This window comes from Pseudochrobactrum albidum (assembly GCF_051851455.1).
GTDB lineage: Bacteria > Pseudomonadota > Alphaproteobacteria > Rhizobiales > Rhizobiaceae > Pseudochrobactrum.
Genome location: NZ_JBPVTR010000023.1, coordinates 352436 through 369876, shown reverse-complemented (window position 1 = coordinate 369876; position 17441 = coordinate 352436). Strand labels below are relative to the sequence as shown.

The window sequence follows — 17441 nt, the reverse complement described above, 5'->3', positions numbered from 1 at the left end:
TGCGCCGGAAAAATATGCAAAACAAAAGATAAGAGTGTTTCAATATTTCTTTGGAAAACTGAAATATTCGATAATACCGATGAGATAAATTCATGAGCCTGCTGAAAAAATTTGCAACCGTTGCCTCCGGCACGCTGATGAGCCGGATTTTCGGCTTTACGCGGGAAATGCTGATGGCGGCCTTTCTTGGCACCGGACCCGTTGCGGATGCTTTCAACACGGCATTTCGTTTTCCCAACACATTCCGCCGCCTGTTTGCAGAAGGGGCATTTAATGCGGCTTTTGTGCCGCTTTTTGCCAAGGAAATTGAGAATAACGGCATAAATGGCGCCAAACGCTTCTCGGAAGAAGTGTTTGGTGTGCTGTTTACCATTCTGCTCGGCTTAACCATTGCCATGGAACTCTCCATGCCGTTTCTGGTCAGGACGGTGATTGCACCGGGTTTTACCGATGATGCGGTGAAGCTGGAAAACACCGTCAATCTGGCGATGATCATGTTTCCCTATCTTGCCTGCATGTCGCTGGCGGCAATGATGGGCGGCATGCTCAATAGTTTGCATCGCTATTTTGCAGCGGCTATTGCACCGGTTTTCCTCAATTTTATTCTTATTGGCGCTCTGATTTTGGCATGGGTGCAAAATTACAACCCGTTACAGATCGGTTATGCATTATCGTGGGGCGTGATGGCGTCAGGCCTTGTGCAACTGGCTATTGTCTGGTTTGCCGTGCGCCATGCGGGCATTAAAATAGGTTTGCGCCGCCCCAGCCTAACCCCCAATGTGCGCCGTCTGCTGGTTTTAGCCCTGCCTGCAGCCATTACCGGCGGTATTACCCAGATCAATCTTCTGATCAATACAAATATTGCCTCCGGCAAGGCCGGTGCCGTTTCCTCTCTTGTTTATGCCGATCGCTTTTATCAATTGCCGCTTGGCGTGGTCGGTATTGCCGTTGCCACCGTCCTGCTGCCGGAACTGTCACGCGCTTTACGTGCGGGCAACAGGCAGGAAGCAGGAGATTTACAAAACCGCTCAGTTGAATTCACCCTGTTTCTGACACTGCCTGCAGCCGCAGCCTTACTGGTTTTTTCTGAACCGCTGGTGCGCCTGTTGTTTGAGCGGGGAGAATTCACCCCTCAATCCACGCTAATTGTTTCGCAAATTCTGGCAATTTACGGCCTTGGCCTGCCTGCCTTTGTGCTGATCAAGGCTTTTATTCCGGGTTTTTTTGCCCGTGAAGATACCCGCACGCCTATGGTTTTTGCTGGTATTTCAGTGGTGGTCAATGTCTCACTTGCCTTAATCCTCTTTCCGCGCCTTGGGGCTTCGGGCATTGCCACGGCAGAAATTACAGCCGGCTGGGTCAATGCCTTGTTGTTGCTGGCGGTGCTCATCCGGCGCAAACACTGGGATTATGATGCCGGCCTCATCAGCCGTATTCCGCGCCTGATTATTGCCGCGGCGGTGATGGCTGCAATTCTGTGGTATGCGGCCGGATATTTTGAAGCCTGCCTCAGCCGTGAAGCAGGGCTGATGGTGCAGGCAACCACCCTTGGACTGATGGTGCTTGGCAGTATGATCATTTATTTCACCACTGTTTTTGCCATTGGCGGCGCCAATCTGCGGGCGATAAGAAACAATATGCGCGCCCGCAAAAAAGCCGGTGAAGCGCCGGAGAAAACCAATATTTCCGCTTGATTGCCGGTCTTTGCTCTGGCAGTAATATCCTATCCGGAAGACAGGATTATGCCCCTGCCTTCCGGATATTTTTTAGCCCGAGACCGGCAGCATGCGTCCAAACCACATATGCCGATCTTAAAAGCAACCCCAGAGCATTATGATTATCAAAAGATGAAAGCACGGTAATCACGCTCGCCCAGCTCTCCACCAGCTTCAGGGACTATTCTTGATGAACACCTTCAAAGAACGCATCTTTTCCGGCGCACAGCCCACCGGCAATCTCCATCTTGGCAATTATCTTGGCGCATTGAAACGCTGGGTAGAATTGCAGGATGACCATGACTGTATCTATTGCGTTGTGGATATGCATGCGCTGACAATCATGCCTGATCCGGCAGAATTGCACCAATCCACGCGTGAGATCACTGCCGCTTATCTGGCTGCGGGGCTTGATCCCAAAAAGAATATTGTTTTCAACCAGAGCCGCGTCATGCAACATGCGGAACTGGCCTGGGTGTTCAATTGCATTGCCCGGATCGGCTGGATGAACCGCATGACGCAGTTCAAGGACAAGGCCGGCAAGGACCGTGAAAATGCCTCCCTTGGCCTGCTCGCCTATCCAAGCCTGATGGCTGCGGATATTCTGCTCTACCGCGCCACCCATGTGCCGGTTGGTGATGATCAGAAACAGCATCTTGAACTGACACGCGATATTGCACAAAAATTCAACAATGACTATTCCGGCCGCATAGCCTCGCTTGGCATAGGCGTGGATATGGCTGTTGGTGATGAGACCGTGTCCGGTTTTTTCCCGATGACTGAACCGATGATTTCGGGCCCTGCCATGCGTATCATGTCACTGCGGGACGGCACCAAAAAAATGTCAAAATCCGATCCTTCCGATCTGTCACGCATCAATCTTATTGATGATGCGGAGACCATCACCAAAAAAATCCGCAAGGCCAAAACCGATGCCGATGCGATCCCCTCAGAAGTGGAAGGGCTGGCAGGCCGCGCTGAAGCCGATAATCTGGTTGGTATTTATGCCGCACTTTCCGGCACTGACAAACAGGCTGTCTTGCGTGATTTCGGCGGTAAGCAATTCTCTGAATTCAAAGCCTCGCTGGCCGATCTTGCCGTATCACACTTGTCGCCGATTACAGAGGAGATGCGCCGTCTGGTCAATGATCCGGCCTATATTGACGGCATATTGCGTGAGGGTGGCGAACGCGCCGGCGTAATCGCCGAAGAAACCATGCATCATGTGCGCGATATTGTCGGTTTTCTGCAGAATTAAAATGCAAAAGGCAGGGTATCCCCTGCCTTTTCTTTTTATGCTTTATTATTGCGCTTCAAAGGTCAGCGTCCCTACTAAGCCTGTGTCAATGGCACCTGTTTTATAATCTCCGAAGATCGTGATCTGTGTAAATCCGGCCTCACGCAGCGCCAGTTCCAGCTCATATCTGCCCCACCAGCGCACATAAAACAGCTCCATCTCTGTGGCGATCAGTTGCGTATCGCGCCATAATTCATAGCGCAATTGCGATGCTGCAATTTGCCCGACATAATCCGTGGCCATGTGCATTTCCTGCAAAGTCAGAAGATCATCTCCATCCGCCCAGCGCCGTACCCGCGGCTTGTCATCCATAAAACGGTCAATAGTTGCAATATCCAGCAGCAGTTTTCCCCCCGCTGCCAGTGCCTGTTTACAGCGGCGCAAAAAGCTTATCGCCTCAACCGGATCAGCCATCAGCTGGAAGGAACCCACGGGTAATACAATGGCCGCAAATTTTTGCGGATATTGAAATGTAGTGAACCCCTGCCGGCTCAAATCTGCCTTCACACCATAATTTGCGCAATTGATCTTGCACAAATCGAGCATATCTGCAGACAGATCAAACCCGCTGACCATATGCCCTGCCTGTGCCAGCGGCACCAGCATACGGCCATTGCCTGCAGCAGGCTCCAAAATTGGCCCTGTTACATTTTTCAGGCGCTCAAGATAAAATTCCACATCACCAAAAGAACAGCCGACCGGCTTATCCAGCTCATAAACACGGGATGCCAGTTTTCCATAATTTTTTGTCATATTTTGCTATATCCGGTTTGCAGTCATCAGACTGCGATGCAAATCAGGCTAAATATCTGTTAGCCACGAAAAATTATTCCGCTACACAGAAATGTGAAACGGCAATCAAAACGGATACGATAGCGATATTGTGCAAAACATAATTGCGCAGCAAATACAACAGGATTTCCGGCAAAAGAGTGGTTTTTCCCGCAACTGTTACTTTTCTGCCCGATGAAACTGATAAAAGAATCCTGTTATTTTCTGCATAAACCTGCATATTTTTTATCATGTCACAGAATTGCCATCTTGCAGTCGTCGCGGTTGAATGGCAAATTCCCGCTCATGGTTTCAAAACGTCTCAGCCGGGAAACCGGCCACCGCCGCAAATTTCTCGTCTCTATTGATGAAACGCCCGAATGCGGACGGGCCGTTGCCTATGCCTCGCGCCGTGCCAAAAACACCAGCGGCGCACTGGTCTTGTTGTTTGTGATTGATCCTTCGGATTTTCAGCAATTTCTGGGGGTGGGCAATATTATGCGTGCCGAAGCGCTGGAGCGGGCACAAAGCGCATTGAATAAATATGCTGCCCAATTGCGTGAGCAATATGGCATTGAACCGGAACTGATCATTCGTGAAGGCCAGACGCTTGAAGAGATCCATGGCCTGATTGAGGAAGATCAGGATATTGCCATTCTGGTTCTGGCTGCAGGTTCCGGCAAGGAAGGGCCTGGCCCTCTTGTGCAGTACATCTCCGGGCGCGGCGCACCCTTTCCCATTCCGGTAACGGTTATTCCTTCAGATCTTTCTGATGATGACATTGATGCAGTGGCCTGAAAGGCTTATATAAGAGCTCAACACGGCCTTACCCTGCCGCTTTATCAGCCCCAGAGAACACGGGAGCATTGCGATGTTCATCCAGACTGAAGCCACACCCAATCCGGCAACCCTGAAATTTCTGCCGGGCAAGGTTGTTATGCCGGAAGGCACTGCCGATTTCCGCGATGCGGAAAGTGCAGCCGATACATCACCGCTTGCCGCCAAGCTTTTTGCCGTGCCGGGCGTAACCGGTGTATTTTTCGGCTATGATTTTATTACCGTCAGCAAGGATGGCGCAGACTGGCAGCACCTTAAACCTGCTATTCTCGGCACTATTATGGAACATATGATGTCCGGCGCACCGGTTATGGCATCCGGTCAGGCTCAGGGGCACGACCATAGCGCCGGTGAATTTTTTGATGATGCGGATGCGGAAATTGTTGAAACCATCAAAGAGCTGATCGAAACCCGCGTGCGTCCGGCTGTGGCGCAGGATGGCGGCGATATCACCTTCCGCGGTTTTGAACATGGCGTGGTTTATCTGCATATGAAAGGCGCCTGCTCGGGCTGCCCCTCTTCCACCGCAACCCTGAAACACGGTATTCAAAACCTGCTCAAGCATTTTGTGCCGGAAGTGCAGCAGGTGGAAGCAATCTGACGCTTTTTCAATATATCAATTATAACAGGCGGCCTTTTTCCGGCCGCCTTTCTTGTATTAAAAAACAGTTCTGGTTGAGAAGGATATGCGATCACCGCGCCAAATTCCCGATCTCTGCGTTTTTGTTACAGCACCACCACTTTGGCACCAACCGATGCGCGGTTATATAAATCCATAATATCCTGATTGATCAGGCGGATACAGCCGGAAGACACATTCTTGCCGATTGACCACCATTCCGGTGTGCCGTGCAAACGATAGCCGCTGTCCCGCCCGCCTTTATAAAGATACAGGGCACGCGCCCCAAGCGGGTTATTGAGCCCCGGCTTCATACCACCGGCATATTTTGCCAGTTCAGGCTGGCGCCTGATCATCGGCGCAGGCGGTGTCCATGTTGGCCATTCACGCTTCATCGCAACCTTGGCATTGCCCTTCCATTGAAACCCTTCCCTGCCAACACCAATACCATAGCGCATGGCTTTGCCGCCCGGTTCGACATGATATAAAAACTTTTTCTGCGTATCGACCACAATTGTGCCCGGCGCTTCAGATGTTTCATATTTTACCAGCTGGCGGCGATATTGCGGATCAATCTGCGTTGCGGGAACGGCAGGCAGCACATAAGATGCATCCGTTACACTGGAATAAGATGCCGTGCTTGTATGCAATGGTGAACTTGCGGAACAGCCGGCTGCTGCCAGCATCAGCAAAATTCCGCCTATCGATAGAAATTGTCTGGAAACCATGTTGCCCCTCAGAAAAGCATTATTGCAAAATATATTGATCGATGAAGCTTACTGAAGCTTGTTTAATCAAACATTAACCATAAAAATCTTTTATGATAGGCTTCAAACAAGAATATCCGGAACCTATATTCATACGATAAATATATGCCGATTATTTCGCCTTTTGATAAGCATCCCCTTGATGATGGCAGGCAATCCGGAACCGCGCTCATGGTACGCCGCGGCGTGCAACGGCTATGCCTTGATCTGGATATTATGGTGATACCGGAAGTTTCACTGCGCTCGGGCAGGCGGGCAGACCTGATGGGGCTGACGCGCAAAGGTGAAATCTGGATTATTGAAATCAAATCCTCTGTCGCAGACTGGCAAGCCGACCAGAAATGGCCGGATTATCGCGCTTATTGCGACCGGTTGTTTTTTGCTACCCACAGCGCGGTGCCGCAGGAGATTTTTCCGCAGGATTGCGGCTTTATTCTTGCAGATAATTATAGCGGCGCGATCTTAAGGGAAGCGCCGGAGCACAAACTTGCCCCGGCAACACGAAAAGCCCTGACGCTACAATTGGCCAGAACCAGCGCCAACAGGCTCACCCATGCCGAAATGGCAGGTGTTACTCTGCCCCGGCATGATGCAGGCTAAGGTATTTTAGTGCGCAAACACTCTTTTTTAACAGCATCAGCGCGGGGCGCGCTTGGCAAGAATACGCTGCAATGTGCGGCGATGCATATTAAGACGGCGTGCCGTTTCTGAAACATTGCGCTCACACATTTCATAAACGCGCTGAATATGCTCCCAGCGCACGCGATCCGCCGACATAGGATTTTCCGGAGGCGCAATTTTCTCGCCTTCGCGGCGTGTCAGTGCTGCAAAAACCTCATCCGCATCAGCAGGTTTGGAAAGATAATCAATGGCGCCGATTTTCACTGCATTCACCGCCGTGGCAATATTGCCATAGCCGGTCAATACAATAGAGCGCGTATCTTCCCGCTTTGCACGAATAGCCTCGATAATATCAAGGCCATTGCCATCGCCAAGGCGCATATCCACCACAGCATAGGCCGGTGCGGCTTGTTTTACTGCGGCAATGCCCTCCTCAACGGATTCAGCAGTTGTCACTGTAAAACCACGGCTTTCCATAGCACGCGCAAGCCGTTGCAAAAACGGTTTGTCGTCATCAACCAGAAGAAGCGAAGGATCACTGCCGATGGCAAGGTGATCATCCTGACCCATATCATCCATCAGGTATTCCTTACTCGTCTTTTACACTCTACTTATTGCTGCGCCTGCGTCAAAAAGTCAAATATACAATATAAATATTCATAGAAAACGATCAAATTCACCATATTTCACGCAAATTTGACTCAAAAAAGCCATATTTCAAACACCCGCAACACCGGTTTGCGAATTTTGTTCACAGCCAAAAGCTGACAGGCAGCCATGCCGCACCGGCTGAACCTGACACGGTCATGAAACCTGCCCCCCTTATAGAGAATCGCATTTTAGGCAATCAGCGCCTGATATGGCCAGACAATGGAAATCTGCGCGCCGGTCTGGCCAGGCTCAGGGCGGTTGTTAAATGTGATCTGTGCACCGGAACGCTCCAGCAAGGTTTTGGCAATAAACAGGCCAAGCCCCAGGCCGCCGCCATTGCGTTCATCGCTGCGCCGCGACATATAGGGCTCTCCGATCCGGTCAAGCATATCAGGTGAGAACCCCTTGCCATCATCACGAATGGTAATATAGACCGATTGCTCATCCCAGCCCCAGATAACCTGTGTTTCATGCCGTGCAAAATCCACCGCATTTTCAATGAGATTGCCAAGGCCGTAAATAACACCAGGATTGCGGCGCACCACCGGCTCGGGCAAAGCTGATTTTTGACCGGTGTTTTTCTCAACCTCGATCCGGATACCAAAATGGCGATGCGGAGCAATCACCTCCTCAATCAGAGAGGATAATGCCAGTTTTGACATATGTTCCTCGCCCTCTGAAGACAGGCTGGTGAGGCGCTGCAGAATTTCGCGGCAGCGCCGCGCCTGTGAGGATAATAGCTGAATATCGTCAAAATAGCGGTCATCATCTTTCAAGGCCCGCTGCATTTCCTTAACCACCAGCGTAATGGTTGCCAGCGGCGTACCAAGCTCATGCGCTGCGGCAGCAGCCAGCCCGTCCAGCGCCGACAAATGCTGCTCACGCTGCAAGACCAGCTCGGTTGCGCTCAGAGCATCGCCCAGAAGGCGCGCTTCTTCTGCAATGCGATAAACATAAAGCCCGCTGAAAATCAGCGTGGAGGCAATGGCACACCACACACCCAGCACAAACATCAGCGGCAGTTCCAGCGTCACGCCGCTATACCATGGCAAAGGCAAATGCCACAGTACAAGCAGGCTGGCGCAAATAATCGCCATTGTTCCAAGCAATATAATACTGCGCACCGAAAGCGCCGTGGCAGCAATGATTACCGGCACCACCAGCAAGACAGCAAAGGGATTTTGCAAACCGCCGGTCAGAAAAAGCAGGCCTGTCAACTGCACAATATCAAAGCCAAGCACCAGCAAAACAGCATGCAAACCCAGCCGGTGGTTAAGATTATAACGAAAGACCAGAAACAGATTAAGCCAGGCTGAAACGGCAATCAGCGCAAAACTGATACCTAACGGAAAAACAAAATTCAGCCACAGGGAAACAAATAAAATCGCCGCCGTCTGGCCGGCAATGGCAAACCAGCGCACACGCACAAGTGTTGTTAAACGCAGGCGGCGGGATTGCGACGAAGCCCGGTTAATCAATTCACCATTGGCCATACAATCTTCCCCGTAAAATCCTGCCTGCAAATTGCCTTATGCGGCAAAACCGACAGCGACGCAAGTAAAACTGCGCTATCCTGCCGCAGGGAAATTCCTGTCAAACATCCTCACTTATATTTTCTATACCCATCAAAAATGCGCCTGAATGCCGGCTTTTGGCACTTTGCCGGACAATAAGGCCGAATTATTCAGCCGGTTCGCGGTTTGGCGCGTCGTGTGGGGGCAGCATTGGCCGGATCTTCCGGCCAGACATGTTTGGGATAACGGCCACGCATATCGGAGCGCACATCCGCCCATGAGCCTTGCCAGAAGCCGGGCAAATCACGCGTGATCTGGATCGGGCGATGTGCAGGCGATAAAAGTTCCAGCACAAGCGGCACCGTATCACGGGCAATGGAAGGATGCCTGTTAAGACCGAATAATTCCTGCACCCGCACCGCAATAACCGGCTCATCCCCCTCATAATTAATGGCAATATCAGAGCCGGTCGGCACAGTAAAATGGGTTGGCGCCAGCGCATCAATCTGCCGTTGCAGATCAAATGGCACAAGCGAGCGCAGCCCATTCATCAACGCAGACGGATTGATTTTATCAAGCCGCGCCCCACCGGTTAAAAATGGCAGCAGCCAATCCTCCAGCCTTGCCAGAAGATAAGCATCATCCATAGGCGGCCATGGCGCGCCAAGCCCGCGATAAAGCCAGCCAAGCCGGCGGCGCAGCGTTAAAGCCTGCTTGTCCCAGGGTAATATTTCCAGCCCATATTGGCGCACTGCCTGAATAATACCAAGATCCGCCGCCTCGCCTAAAGGGGCTGGCAGATTTTTTTCTGACAAGGTTATCGCACCAAGCCGCACAGCCTCGCGCGCACGCAAGGTCTTGCGCTCCGGATCATAGATAATCTTGCGGCCTGCCTCAATCTGCCCTGCCAGACGGGCGAGAATATCACCTTCATCAACCTCAGCGGCAGAAAGAATACGTTGCGCCCCTGCCCGTCCGGTCAGATCAGCAACAACCAGCCATGGGGCGCGCGATAAATGCTCGGTCATATCCAGCTCGCCGCCGCGGCCATTGGCCAGAATAAACTGCCCGCCATTGCCGCGTGCCCTGGCCACCCGGTCAGGATAGGCATCAAGCAAAAGCGCACCCGCACGGATATTTTCCTCAGCTTGCGCAATTGGTGTATTGTTCACATTTTGCGGCGCAAAATCCTTAATCAGCGCACGTGCCAGCCTGCGTGCCTTTTGTGCGCGCTCGCCACGATCACGGCGAAAACGGGAAAGCCGCATATCAAGATCAATATCCTTGCCGCCAAGGCCGCGCTCGGTCATCAGCACTGCGAGTTCGGCTGCCTGCAAGGCCTCGCCGCGCAGGGCAGCCTGCGCCACCATATGGGCAAGGCGCACCGGCAAGGCCAGTTTCCTGATCTTTTTACCGGATAATGTCAGCCGTCCGTTATCATCCAGTGCACCAAGCCGCTTCAACAGGGTGGCTGCTTCCTTTAAGCTGGCCTTCGAAGGCTGATCAAGCAGGCGCAAATCGCTCACATCATGCACGCCCCATGCGGCACAATCGAGCAGTAATGATGACAGATCAGCCTCCAGAATTTCCGGCGTGGTAAAATTGGGGCGGGAGGCCGTCTGCCCCTCATGCCAGAGCCGGATCGCAATGCCGGATTGCGTGCGCCCTGCGCGCCCGGCGCGCTGGGCAATGGCTGCCTGCGATGCCCGCACAGTCTCCAGCCGCGTCAGGCCGGTTGCAGGCTCAAAACGCGGCTGACGCGACAAGCCGCTGTCAATCACCACCCGCACGCCATCAATGGTAATTGAGGTTTCGGCAATGGATGTGGCCAGCACCACTTTACGCTTGCCTTCAGGAGCAGGTTTGATCGCCTGATCCTGATCACGCCCCTCCATTGCACCATAAAGCGGACAAAGCATGATATGCTCATCCAAACGCCCTTCCAGCAAACGCATTACTCGCTCAATCTCGCCCTGACCGGGAAGAAAACAAAGCAAACCGCCCTGTTCATCTGCCAATGTGCTGCGGATAAGCCGCGCCATGGCTTCTTCAATCCGCTCATCGTTTTTGCGCTCCTGATAGCGGATTTCCACCGGAAAACTGCGGCCTTCACTCTCCACCACCGGCGCATTATCCAGCAATTGCGCCACCCGCGCCCCGTCAAGCGTTGCCGACATGACCAGTATTTTGAGATCAGAGCGCAAAGCGCCTTGCACATCCAGCGCCAGTGCAAGGCCAAAATCAGCATCAAGGCTGCGCTCATGAAACTCATCAAACAACACGGCGCTGATGCCGGATAATTCCGGATCATCCAGAATCATGCGGGCAAATATACCTTCTGTCACCACCAGAATTTGCGTCTGTTCGCTGTAGCGACTGTCGAGGCGCATGCGGTAGCCAACAGTTTTGCCGACCTCCTCTCCCAAAAGGCGCGCCATTTGCGTGGCTGCCGCACGTGCCGCAAGCCTGCGCGGCTCCAAGACGATGATCCGCCCGCCTTTGCGCCAATTTGCCTGCAACAGATGCAGCGGCACCAAAGTTGTTTTGCCGGCACCGGGCGGTGCCACAAGCACAGCAGAGCCGCCAGCCTGCAAGGCATGATCCAGTTGCGGCAAGACCTCACAAACAGGCAAAGACGGAAGCGATGAAACAAAATTTTGCAGCAAGAACAATGCACCTGATCAATGATTCTGATTGCGGCGAAGTATAAACAGCCACATTGCGTTTTACTATTCCTGAGCCCCAGATCGTCCCAGATTGCTCCAGATTGATACCACAGGCTGATCGTGCAAAGCATGACAATTGACATACTCCCCCATAGTATGTACCCTGGAGGCATCATCAGCGGTAGATCATCATGCCTCATTCACCGGAAGCCAAAAAACGCATTCTCACACGCCTGCGCCGCATTAAAGGGCAGACGGAGGCACTGGAGCGCGCGGTTGAAGCGGGCACGGAATGCGGTGCGCTTTTGCAGCAGCTTGCCGCCTTGCGTGGTGCTGCCACCGGCCTGATGGCGGAGGTGCTGGAGAGCCATCTGCGAGAGACTTTTCAGCCATCTGAAGCCACAGCCCTGCCACCGCCTGATATTGATAATGAAATAGACCAGCTTATGCGGATTATCCGCTCATATCTAAAATAAAAACACTGTTTTAAGAGGAACAAAACCATGAAATCGCGCGCAGCCGTTGCCTGGGAGGCCAATAAGCCGCTCACTATTGAAACAATCGAGATCGGCGGACCAAAAGCCGGTGAGGTGCTGGTGGAGATCATGGCAACCGGCGTGTGCCACACCGATGCCTATACGCTTTCCGGCCTTGATTCTGAGGGTAAGTTTCCGGCCATTCTCGGCCATGAGGGCGCAGGCATTGTGCGTGAGGTGGGGGCTGGCGTTACCACTTTAAAACCGGGCGATCATGTGATCCCGCTTTACACGCCGGAATGCCGCCAGTGCAAAACCTGCCTGTCGCAGCGCTCTAATCTTTGCACCTCCATCCGCGCCACGCAAGGCCAGGGGCTGATGCCCGACCGCACCACGCGTTTCTCCTGTGATGGCGGTGAAATTTTCCATTATATGGGTTGCTCAACCTTCTCCAATTTCACTGTTTTGCCGGAAATTGCCCTTGCCAAAGTGCGCGAAGATGCCCCTTTCGACAAGATCTGCTATATTGGCTGCGGCGTTACCACCGGTATCGGCGCGGTCATCTATACGGCAAAAGTGCGTCCCGGCTCCAATGTTGTGGTATTTGGTCTTGGCGGTATCGGGCTTAATGTCATTCAGGGTGCGCGCATGGTGGGAGCCGATAAGATTATCGGCGTTGATATCAATCCGGCCAAGGTGGAAATGGCGAAAAAATTCGGCATGACCGATTTTATCAATCCGCGCGAGGTCGGCAATGACAAGGTGGTGCAGGCCATTATTGACCTGACCGATGGCGGCGCCGATTATTCCTTTGATGCGACCGGCAATACGGATGTGATGCGTCAGGCTCTAGAATGCTGCCATCGCGGCTGGGGCGAGAGCATCATTATCGGCGTGGCGGAAGCCGGCAAGGAAATTGCCACCCGTCCGTTCCAGCTGGTTACCGGCCGCGTCTGGAAAGGCACGGCCTTTGGCGGCGCACGCGGGCGCACCGATGTGCCAAAAATTGTTGACTGGTATATGGAAGGCAAGATCAATATTGATGATCTTATCACCCATAAAATGCCGCTGGAAGAAATCAATACCGCCTTTGATCTGATGCATGAGGGCAAATCCATCCGCTCGGTGGTAACTTTCTGATGCGGTTAAAGCGGAGATAAGCTGATGTTTTTTCTGCGTCGTCATAGGTCTTTTTATCTCGGCGCATCAGGCGGGGCGCTGGCGTTCCTCCTTGCATGGCTGTTTAAAAGCCCGCTTGCCCCGGTTATCGGGGCAAACTGCTTTTTTATCATCTATCTGCTTTTGGCAATCACATCACTGCCACGCCTTACCCCGTCATTCCTGAAAAAACACGCCGCCAGTGCCGATGAGCCGGTCTGGTTCATTTTTCTGGTCACATTTGCCACGGCCATTCTGGCGGTTGTGTTGCTGTTTATTCTCATCAACCAGCAACACAAGCCGGAATTTTCCGATCTGGCTGTCACGCTTGCAGCCGTGCCGCTTGGCTGGGCAACCATTCATATGATGAGTGCGCTGCATTATGCGCATATTTACTGGCAGCCGAACGAAGCTGCCGGAACCGATGCCGGACATATCAGCCATTATCGCGGCGGTCTGGGCTTTCCGGATACGCCGGAACCCTCGGGCATTGATTTTGCCTATTTTGCCTATGTGGTTGGCATGACGGCACAAACTTCCGACACCAATGTCACGACACCCGCCATGCGCCGGATTGTGATTTTGCATGGCATTGTGTCCTTCTTTTTCAATACTGTTCTGGTTGCCGCTGCGGTCAATGTGGTGGTAGCCCTTGGGAGTTAACAACCATGGAAACCATCTCAAAAGTCAAAGCCTTTGGCGGTATGCAGGGCGTTTATCGCCATGCCAGCACAACCTGCCAATGCGACATGACCTTTGCGCTATTTCTTCCCCCCCAGGCGGAGCAAAAACCGGTGCCGGTTTTGTGGTATCTCTCCGGCCTTACCTGCACCCATCAAAATGTGATGGATAAGGGCGAATATCGCCGCCTTGCCGCAGAGCTTGGGGTGGCGGTTTTGTGTCCGGATACCAGCCCCCGCGGCGATGATATTCCCGATGAGCCGGATAATTGGCAATTTGGCAAGGGAGCAGGTTTTTATCTTGATGCCACCCAAGCCCCATTTGCCAAAAACTACCGCATGTACAGCTATATTACACAAGAGCTGAGCGAACTCGCGGCAGAAAAATTTCCGCTGGATATGACGCGGCAGGCCATAACCGGCCATTCCATGGGCGGGCATGGGGCAATCACCATTGCCCTGAAAAATCCGGGGCGGTTTAAATCGGTTTCTGCCTTTGCGCCCATTGCCCAGCCCTCCACCGCCGGATGGTCAAAACCGGCGCTGGAAAAATATTTAGGTCAGGATGAAAGCGCATGGCGCGCCTATGACAGCACCTTGCTGATTGAAGACGGGCACCGCATTGAAAATCTGCTGATTGATCAGGGAACTGCGGATAGTTTTCTCAATGATGGCCTGCGCCCGTGGCTTCTGGAAGAGGCGTGTAAAAAAGCAGGCATTGCCCTCACCCTCAATATGCGCGAGGGCTATGACCACTCCTATTATTTCATCTCAACCTTTATGGATGAACATTTACGCTGGCATGCACAACGCCTGGGCGTTTTTGCAAGCACCACATAATAAAAGCATGAAGTGAAAAACCAATCCGCGCCTGAGGAAAGCAAGCTGTTGCAAGGCTTTATACCGCAGGCGCGGCTCTTTGCGTAAAAACCGATATAAAAACTGGTAATTATGCTGAATTCTGGCGGTAAAATTTGGTAAATCCACCCGCAGCGACTATATTAAATCTATCATTTCAGCCTGATTCGTTTCAGCACTTTTCTGTGCGCCAGAATCTATAATCAGACCAGATTTTTATATAACCGCAGGGCATGCGCCTTACGGCAACGCTAACGAAAGTCTTTCATGAGCGAGACCACTGAAAATCCTCACGGCGAGAACCTTTCCGCAGATATCAATGCGAATAATCCTGAATATGGCGCGGATTCCATCCGCGTTCTCAAAGGGCTTGATGCTGTGCGCAAGCGCCCCGGTATGTATATCGGTGATACAGATGACGGTTCCGGTCTGCATCATATGGTTTACGAAGTGGTGGATAATGCGATTGACGAGGCGCTGGCCGGCCACGCCACACTGGTAACAGTCACCCTCAATTCTGACGGCTCCTGCACAGTCACTGATAATGGCCGCGGCATTCCGACCGACATCCATAAGGAAGAAGGGGTCTCCGCTGCTGAGGTTATTATGACCCAGCTGCATGCGGGCGGTAAATTTGACCAGAATTCCTATAAGGTTTCCGGCGGTCTGCATGGTGTCGGCGTATCTGTTGTCAATGCGCTGTCCATCTGGCTGAAGCTTAAAATCCGCCGCGGTGGTAAAATCCATGAAATGAGCTTTACCCATGGCGTGGCCGATGCACCTTTAAAAGTCACCGGTGATGCCGGTGAGGAAACCGGCACAGAGGTTAGTTTCCTGCCATCGCCTGCCACTTTCAGCATGGTTGAATTCAGCTATGAGACACTGGAGCGCCGCCTGCGGGAACTCGCATTTCTCAATTCCGGCGTGCGGATCAAGCTTGCTGATAAACGCCATGCCGATGTGGTTGAGCAGATTTTGCATTATGACGGCGGCTTGCAGGAATTTGTCAAATATCTCGATCAATCAAAAAAACCGATGCTGGCAGAGCCGATCTATATTTCCAGTGAAAAAGACGGCATGACTGTTGAGGTCGCCATGTGGTGGAACGACACCTATCATGAGCGCGTCTTGTGCTTCACCAATAATATTCCGCAGCGCGATGGCGGCACGCATCTGGCAGGCTTCCGCGGCGCGCTGACCCGTCAGATGACCGGCTATGCGGAAAATTCCGGCATTGCCAAAAAAGAAAAAGTCAGCCTCACCGGTGATGACTGCCGCGAGGGCTTAACCGCTGTTCTTTCCGTCAAGGTGCCGGATCCCAAATTTTCATCCCAGACCAAAGACAAGCTGGTCTCCTCAGAAGTGCGTCCGGTTGTGGAAAGCCTTGTTAATGAGGCGCTGGCCACATGGCTGGAAGAGCATCCTTCTGAAGCCAAAATATTGATGACAAAAGTTGTCGAAGCCGCCGCCGCGCGGGAAGCTGCCCGCAAAGCCCGCGACCTCACGCGCCGCAAAGGCGCGCTGGATATTACCTCACTGCCCGGAAAACTGGCCGATTGTCAGGAGCGTGATCCGGCAAAATCTGAAATCTTCATTGTTGAGGGGGATTCAGCCGGTGGCTCTGCCAAAGGCGGGCGCTCGCGCCAAAATCAGGCAATTTTGCCGCTGCGTGGTAAAATTCTTAATGTGGAACGCGCCCGTTTTGACCGTATGCTCTCTTCCGACCAAATCGGCACACTGATCACCGCACTCGGCACATCCATCGGCAAGGATGAGACCAGCGGCTTTAATCCGGATAAATTGCGCTATCATAAAATCATCATCATGACCGATGCTGACGTTGACGGCGCGCATATTCGCACATTGCTTTTAACCTTCTTCTTCCGCCAGATGCCGGAGCTGATCGAGCGCGGCCATGTCTATATTGCCCAGCCGCCGCTCTATAAGGTCACGCGCGGCAAGAGCTCGCAATATATCAAAAATGAGGCTGCCTTTGAGGATTATCTGATTGATTCAGGCCTTGAGGAAGCAACGCTGGAGCTTGGTAACGGCGAGGTACGCGCCGGCGCTGACCTGCTATCGATTATCAATGATGCCCGCAACCTGCGCACGGTGCTGAATGGCCTGCACACCCGCTATGATCGTGCTGTTGTGGAGCAGGCCGTGATTGCCGGCGCCATGAATGTGGAGGCCTCTGATAATCCTGCAAGGGCACAGGAACTTGCTGATGCGGTTGCCAAACGGCTTGATATGATTGCCGAAGATATGGAACGCGGCTGGAGCGGCTTCTATTCTCCTGAAGAAGGTTTCCGTTTTGAGCGTATGTTGCGCGGCGTAAAGGATACAGCAGTGCTGGATATGGCGCTGCTTGGCTCGGCTGATGCCCGTCAGCTTGATCGGTTCAGTGAAAAGCTCAATGAAATTTATGCGACCCCGCCTGTCTTGCGCCGCAAGGACAAGAGTGAAACTGTTTCCGGCGCGATCCAGCTGCTGGAAGCCATTTTTGCTGCCGGCCGCAAGGGGCTGTCACTACAACGCTATAAAGGCCTTGGCGAGATGAATGCCGAGCAATTATGGGAAACAACCCTTGATCCGAATGCCCGCTCGCTGCTGCAGGTAAAAGTGACGGATGCCACCAATGCTGATGCGCTGTTCTCGCGCCTGATGGGCGATGAGGTGGAACCGCGCCGCGAATTTATTCAGGATAATGCGCTCAGTGTTGCCAATCTGGACGTATAAACCCTGCAAATTCAGGCCATTCTGATAGTTTTCCGGCCTGATATTTTTTAAAGCCGCAGGCTATACCTGCGG

General features: G+C 52.6%; 15 protein-coding genes. 10 read left to right on the top strand and 5 right to left on the bottom strand.

The window, feature by feature from the left end; genetic code table 11:
- Window positions 1-92 precede the first annotated feature (92 nt).
- The gene (murJ, locus tag ACSTTO_RS10740) at window positions 93-1694 is read left to right on the top strand and encodes a murein biosynthesis integral membrane protein MurJ (RefSeq protein ID WP_439273182.1); all 1602 of its coding nucleotides are present in this window, start codon (window positions 93-95) and stop codon (window positions 1692-1694) included.
- A 211-nt stretch (window positions 1695-1905) separates the two neighbouring features.
- Window positions 1906-2973, top strand: a complete 1068-nt coding sequence (gene trpS, locus ACSTTO_RS10735) for a tryptophan--tRNA ligase (protein ID WP_439273181.1) — start codon at window positions 1906-1908, stop codon at window positions 2971-2973.
- A 45-nt stretch (window positions 2974-3018) separates the two neighbouring features.
- Here trpS and ACSTTO_RS10730 read toward each other — a convergent pair whose 3' ends face one another.
- Window positions 3019-3765, bottom strand: a complete 747-nt coding sequence (locus ACSTTO_RS10730) for a class I SAM-dependent methyltransferase (protein WP_439273180.1) — start codon at window positions 3763-3765, stop codon at window positions 3019-3021.
- Between the two features lie 288 nt (window positions 3766-4053).
- On the opposite strand from ACSTTO_RS10730, the gene ACSTTO_RS10725 reads away from it, so the two are divergent.
- Window positions 4054-4581, top strand: coding sequence for a universal stress protein (locus tag ACSTTO_RS10725; RefSeq protein WP_439273179.1), 528 nt, complete (start codon window positions 4054-4056; stop codon window positions 4579-4581).
- A gap of 73 nt (window positions 4582-4654) precedes the next feature.
- Window positions 4655-5221 carry a NifU family protein gene (locus ACSTTO_RS10720; protein WP_439273178.1) on the top strand — a complete coding sequence of 189 codons (567 nt, stop codon included), beginning with the start codon at window positions 4655-4657 and terminating at the stop codon, window positions 5219-5221.
- 125 nt (window positions 5222-5346) lie between these two features.
- Here the strand turns inward: ACSTTO_RS10720 and ACSTTO_RS10715 are convergent, their stop codons facing one another.
- Window positions 5347-5967, bottom strand: a complete 621-nt coding sequence (locus ACSTTO_RS10715; RefSeq protein WP_439273177.1) for a L,D-transpeptidase — start codon at window positions 5965-5967, stop codon at window positions 5347-5349.
- A 144-nt stretch (window positions 5968-6111) separates the two neighbouring features.
- On the opposite strand from ACSTTO_RS10715, the gene ACSTTO_RS10710 reads away from it, so the two are divergent.
- The gene (locus tag ACSTTO_RS10710) at window positions 6112-6606 is read left to right on the top strand and encodes an MmcB family DNA repair protein (protein ID WP_439273176.1); all 495 of its coding nucleotides are present in this window, start codon (window positions 6112-6114) and stop codon (window positions 6604-6606) included.
- Window positions 6607-6642: 36 nt separating this feature from the next.
- Here the strand turns inward: ACSTTO_RS10710 and ACSTTO_RS10705 are convergent, their stop codons facing one another.
- The 3 genes from ACSTTO_RS10705 to hrpB all read right to left on the bottom strand — a co-directional run bounded on the left by ACSTTO_RS10705 (window position 6643) and on the right by hrpB (window position 11458).
- A complete protein-coding gene (locus ACSTTO_RS10705; RefSeq protein ID WP_439273175.1) occupies window positions 6643-7206 on the bottom strand; it encodes an ActR/PrrA/RegA family redox response regulator transcription factor in 564 nt (187 codons plus the stop codon).
- Between the two features lie 260 nt (window positions 7207-7466).
- The gene (locus tag ACSTTO_RS10700; RefSeq protein WP_439273174.1) at window positions 7467-8771 is read right to left on the bottom strand and encodes an ActS/PrrB/RegB family redox-sensitive histidine kinase; all 1305 of its coding nucleotides are present in this window, start codon (window positions 8769-8771) and stop codon (window positions 7467-7469) included.
- A gap of 191 nt (window positions 8772-8962) precedes the next feature.
- On the bottom strand, window positions 8963-11458 hold the full coding sequence (hrpB, locus tag ACSTTO_RS10695) for an ATP-dependent helicase HrpB (protein ID WP_439273173.1): 2496 nt from the start codon (window positions 11456-11458) through the stop codon (window positions 8963-8965).
- Between the two features lie 191 nt (window positions 11459-11649).
- Here hrpB and ACSTTO_RS10690 point away from each other — a divergent pair, with 191 nt between their 5' ends.
- From ACSTTO_RS10690 to gyrB, 5 genes are all read left to right on the top strand, one after another.
- On the top strand, window positions 11650-11934 hold the full coding sequence (locus ACSTTO_RS10690; RefSeq protein WP_439273172.1) for a metal/formaldehyde-sensitive transcriptional repressor: 285 nt from the start codon (window positions 11650-11652) through the stop codon (window positions 11932-11934).
- A 27-nt stretch (window positions 11935-11961) separates the two neighbouring features.
- Entirely contained in the window at window positions 11962-13074 is a 1113-nt protein-coding gene (locus ACSTTO_RS10685; RefSeq protein WP_439273171.1) for an S-(hydroxymethyl)glutathione dehydrogenase/class III alcohol dehydrogenase, read from the top strand.
- 24 nt (window positions 13075-13098) lie between these two features.
- Window positions 13099-13755, top strand: coding sequence for a DUF1345 domain-containing protein (locus ACSTTO_RS10680; protein WP_439273170.1), 657 nt, complete (start codon window positions 13099-13101; stop codon window positions 13753-13755).
- 5 nt (window positions 13756-13760) lie between these two features.
- On the top strand, window positions 13761-14612 hold the full coding sequence (gene fghA, locus ACSTTO_RS10675; protein ID WP_439273169.1) for an S-formylglutathione hydrolase: 852 nt from the start codon (window positions 13761-13763) through the stop codon (window positions 14610-14612).
- 285 nt (window positions 14613-14897) lie between these two features.
- Window positions 14898-17369, top strand: coding sequence for a DNA topoisomerase (ATP-hydrolyzing) subunit B (gyrB, locus tag ACSTTO_RS10670; protein WP_439273168.1), 2472 nt, complete (start codon window positions 14898-14900; stop codon window positions 17367-17369).
- Window positions 17370-17441 lie beyond the last annotated feature (72 nt).

Bases quoted from the DNA above. Each gene is read 5' to 3' on its own strand.
- ACSTTO_RS10680 (WP_439273170.1), top strand. From the start codon at position 13,099: ATGTTTTTTCTGCGTCGTCATAGGTCTTTTTATCTCGGCGCATCAGGC.
- fghA (WP_439273169.1), top strand. From the start codon at position 13,761: ATGGAAACCATCTCAAAAGTCAAAGCCTTTGGCGGTATGCAGGGCGTT.
- murJ (WP_439273182.1), top strand. From the start codon at position 93: ATGAGCCTGCTGAAAAAATTTGCAACCGTTGCCTCCGGCACGCTGATG.
- ACSTTO_RS10705 (WP_439273175.1), bottom strand. From the start codon at position 7,206: ATGGATGATATGGGTCAGGATGATCACCTTGCCATCGGCAGTGATCCT.
- ACSTTO_RS10720 (WP_439273178.1), top strand. From the start codon at position 4,655: ATGTTCATCCAGACTGAAGCCACACCCAATCCGGCAACCCTGAAATTT.
- ACSTTO_RS10685 (WP_439273171.1), top strand. From the start codon at position 11,962: ATGAAATCGCGCGCAGCCGTTGCCTGGGAGGCCAATAAGCCGCTCACT.
- trpS (WP_439273181.1), top strand. From the start codon at position 1,906: ATGAACACCTTCAAAGAACGCATCTTTTCCGGCGCACAGCCCACCGGC.
- ACSTTO_RS10730 (WP_439273180.1), bottom strand. From the start codon at position 3,765: ATGACAAAAAATTATGGAAAACTGGCATCCCGTGTTTATGAGCTGGAT.
- ACSTTO_RS10700 (WP_439273174.1), bottom strand. From the start codon at position 8,771: ATGGCCAATGGTGAATTGATTAACCGGGCTTCGTCGCAATCCCGCCGC.
- ACSTTO_RS10690 (WP_439273172.1), top strand. From the start codon at position 11,650: ATGCCTCATTCACCGGAAGCCAAAAAACGCATTCTCACACGCCTGCGC.
- gyrB (WP_439273168.1), top strand. From the start codon at position 14,898: ATGAGCGAGACCACTGAAAATCCTCACGGCGAGAACCTTTCCGCAGAT.
- ACSTTO_RS10710 (WP_439273176.1), top strand. From the start codon at position 6,112: ATGCCGATTATTTCGCCTTTTGATAAGCATCCCCTTGATGATGGCAGG.
- ACSTTO_RS10715 (WP_439273177.1), bottom strand. From the start codon at position 5,967: ATGGTTTCCAGACAATTTCTATCGATAGGCGGAATTTTGCTGATGCTG.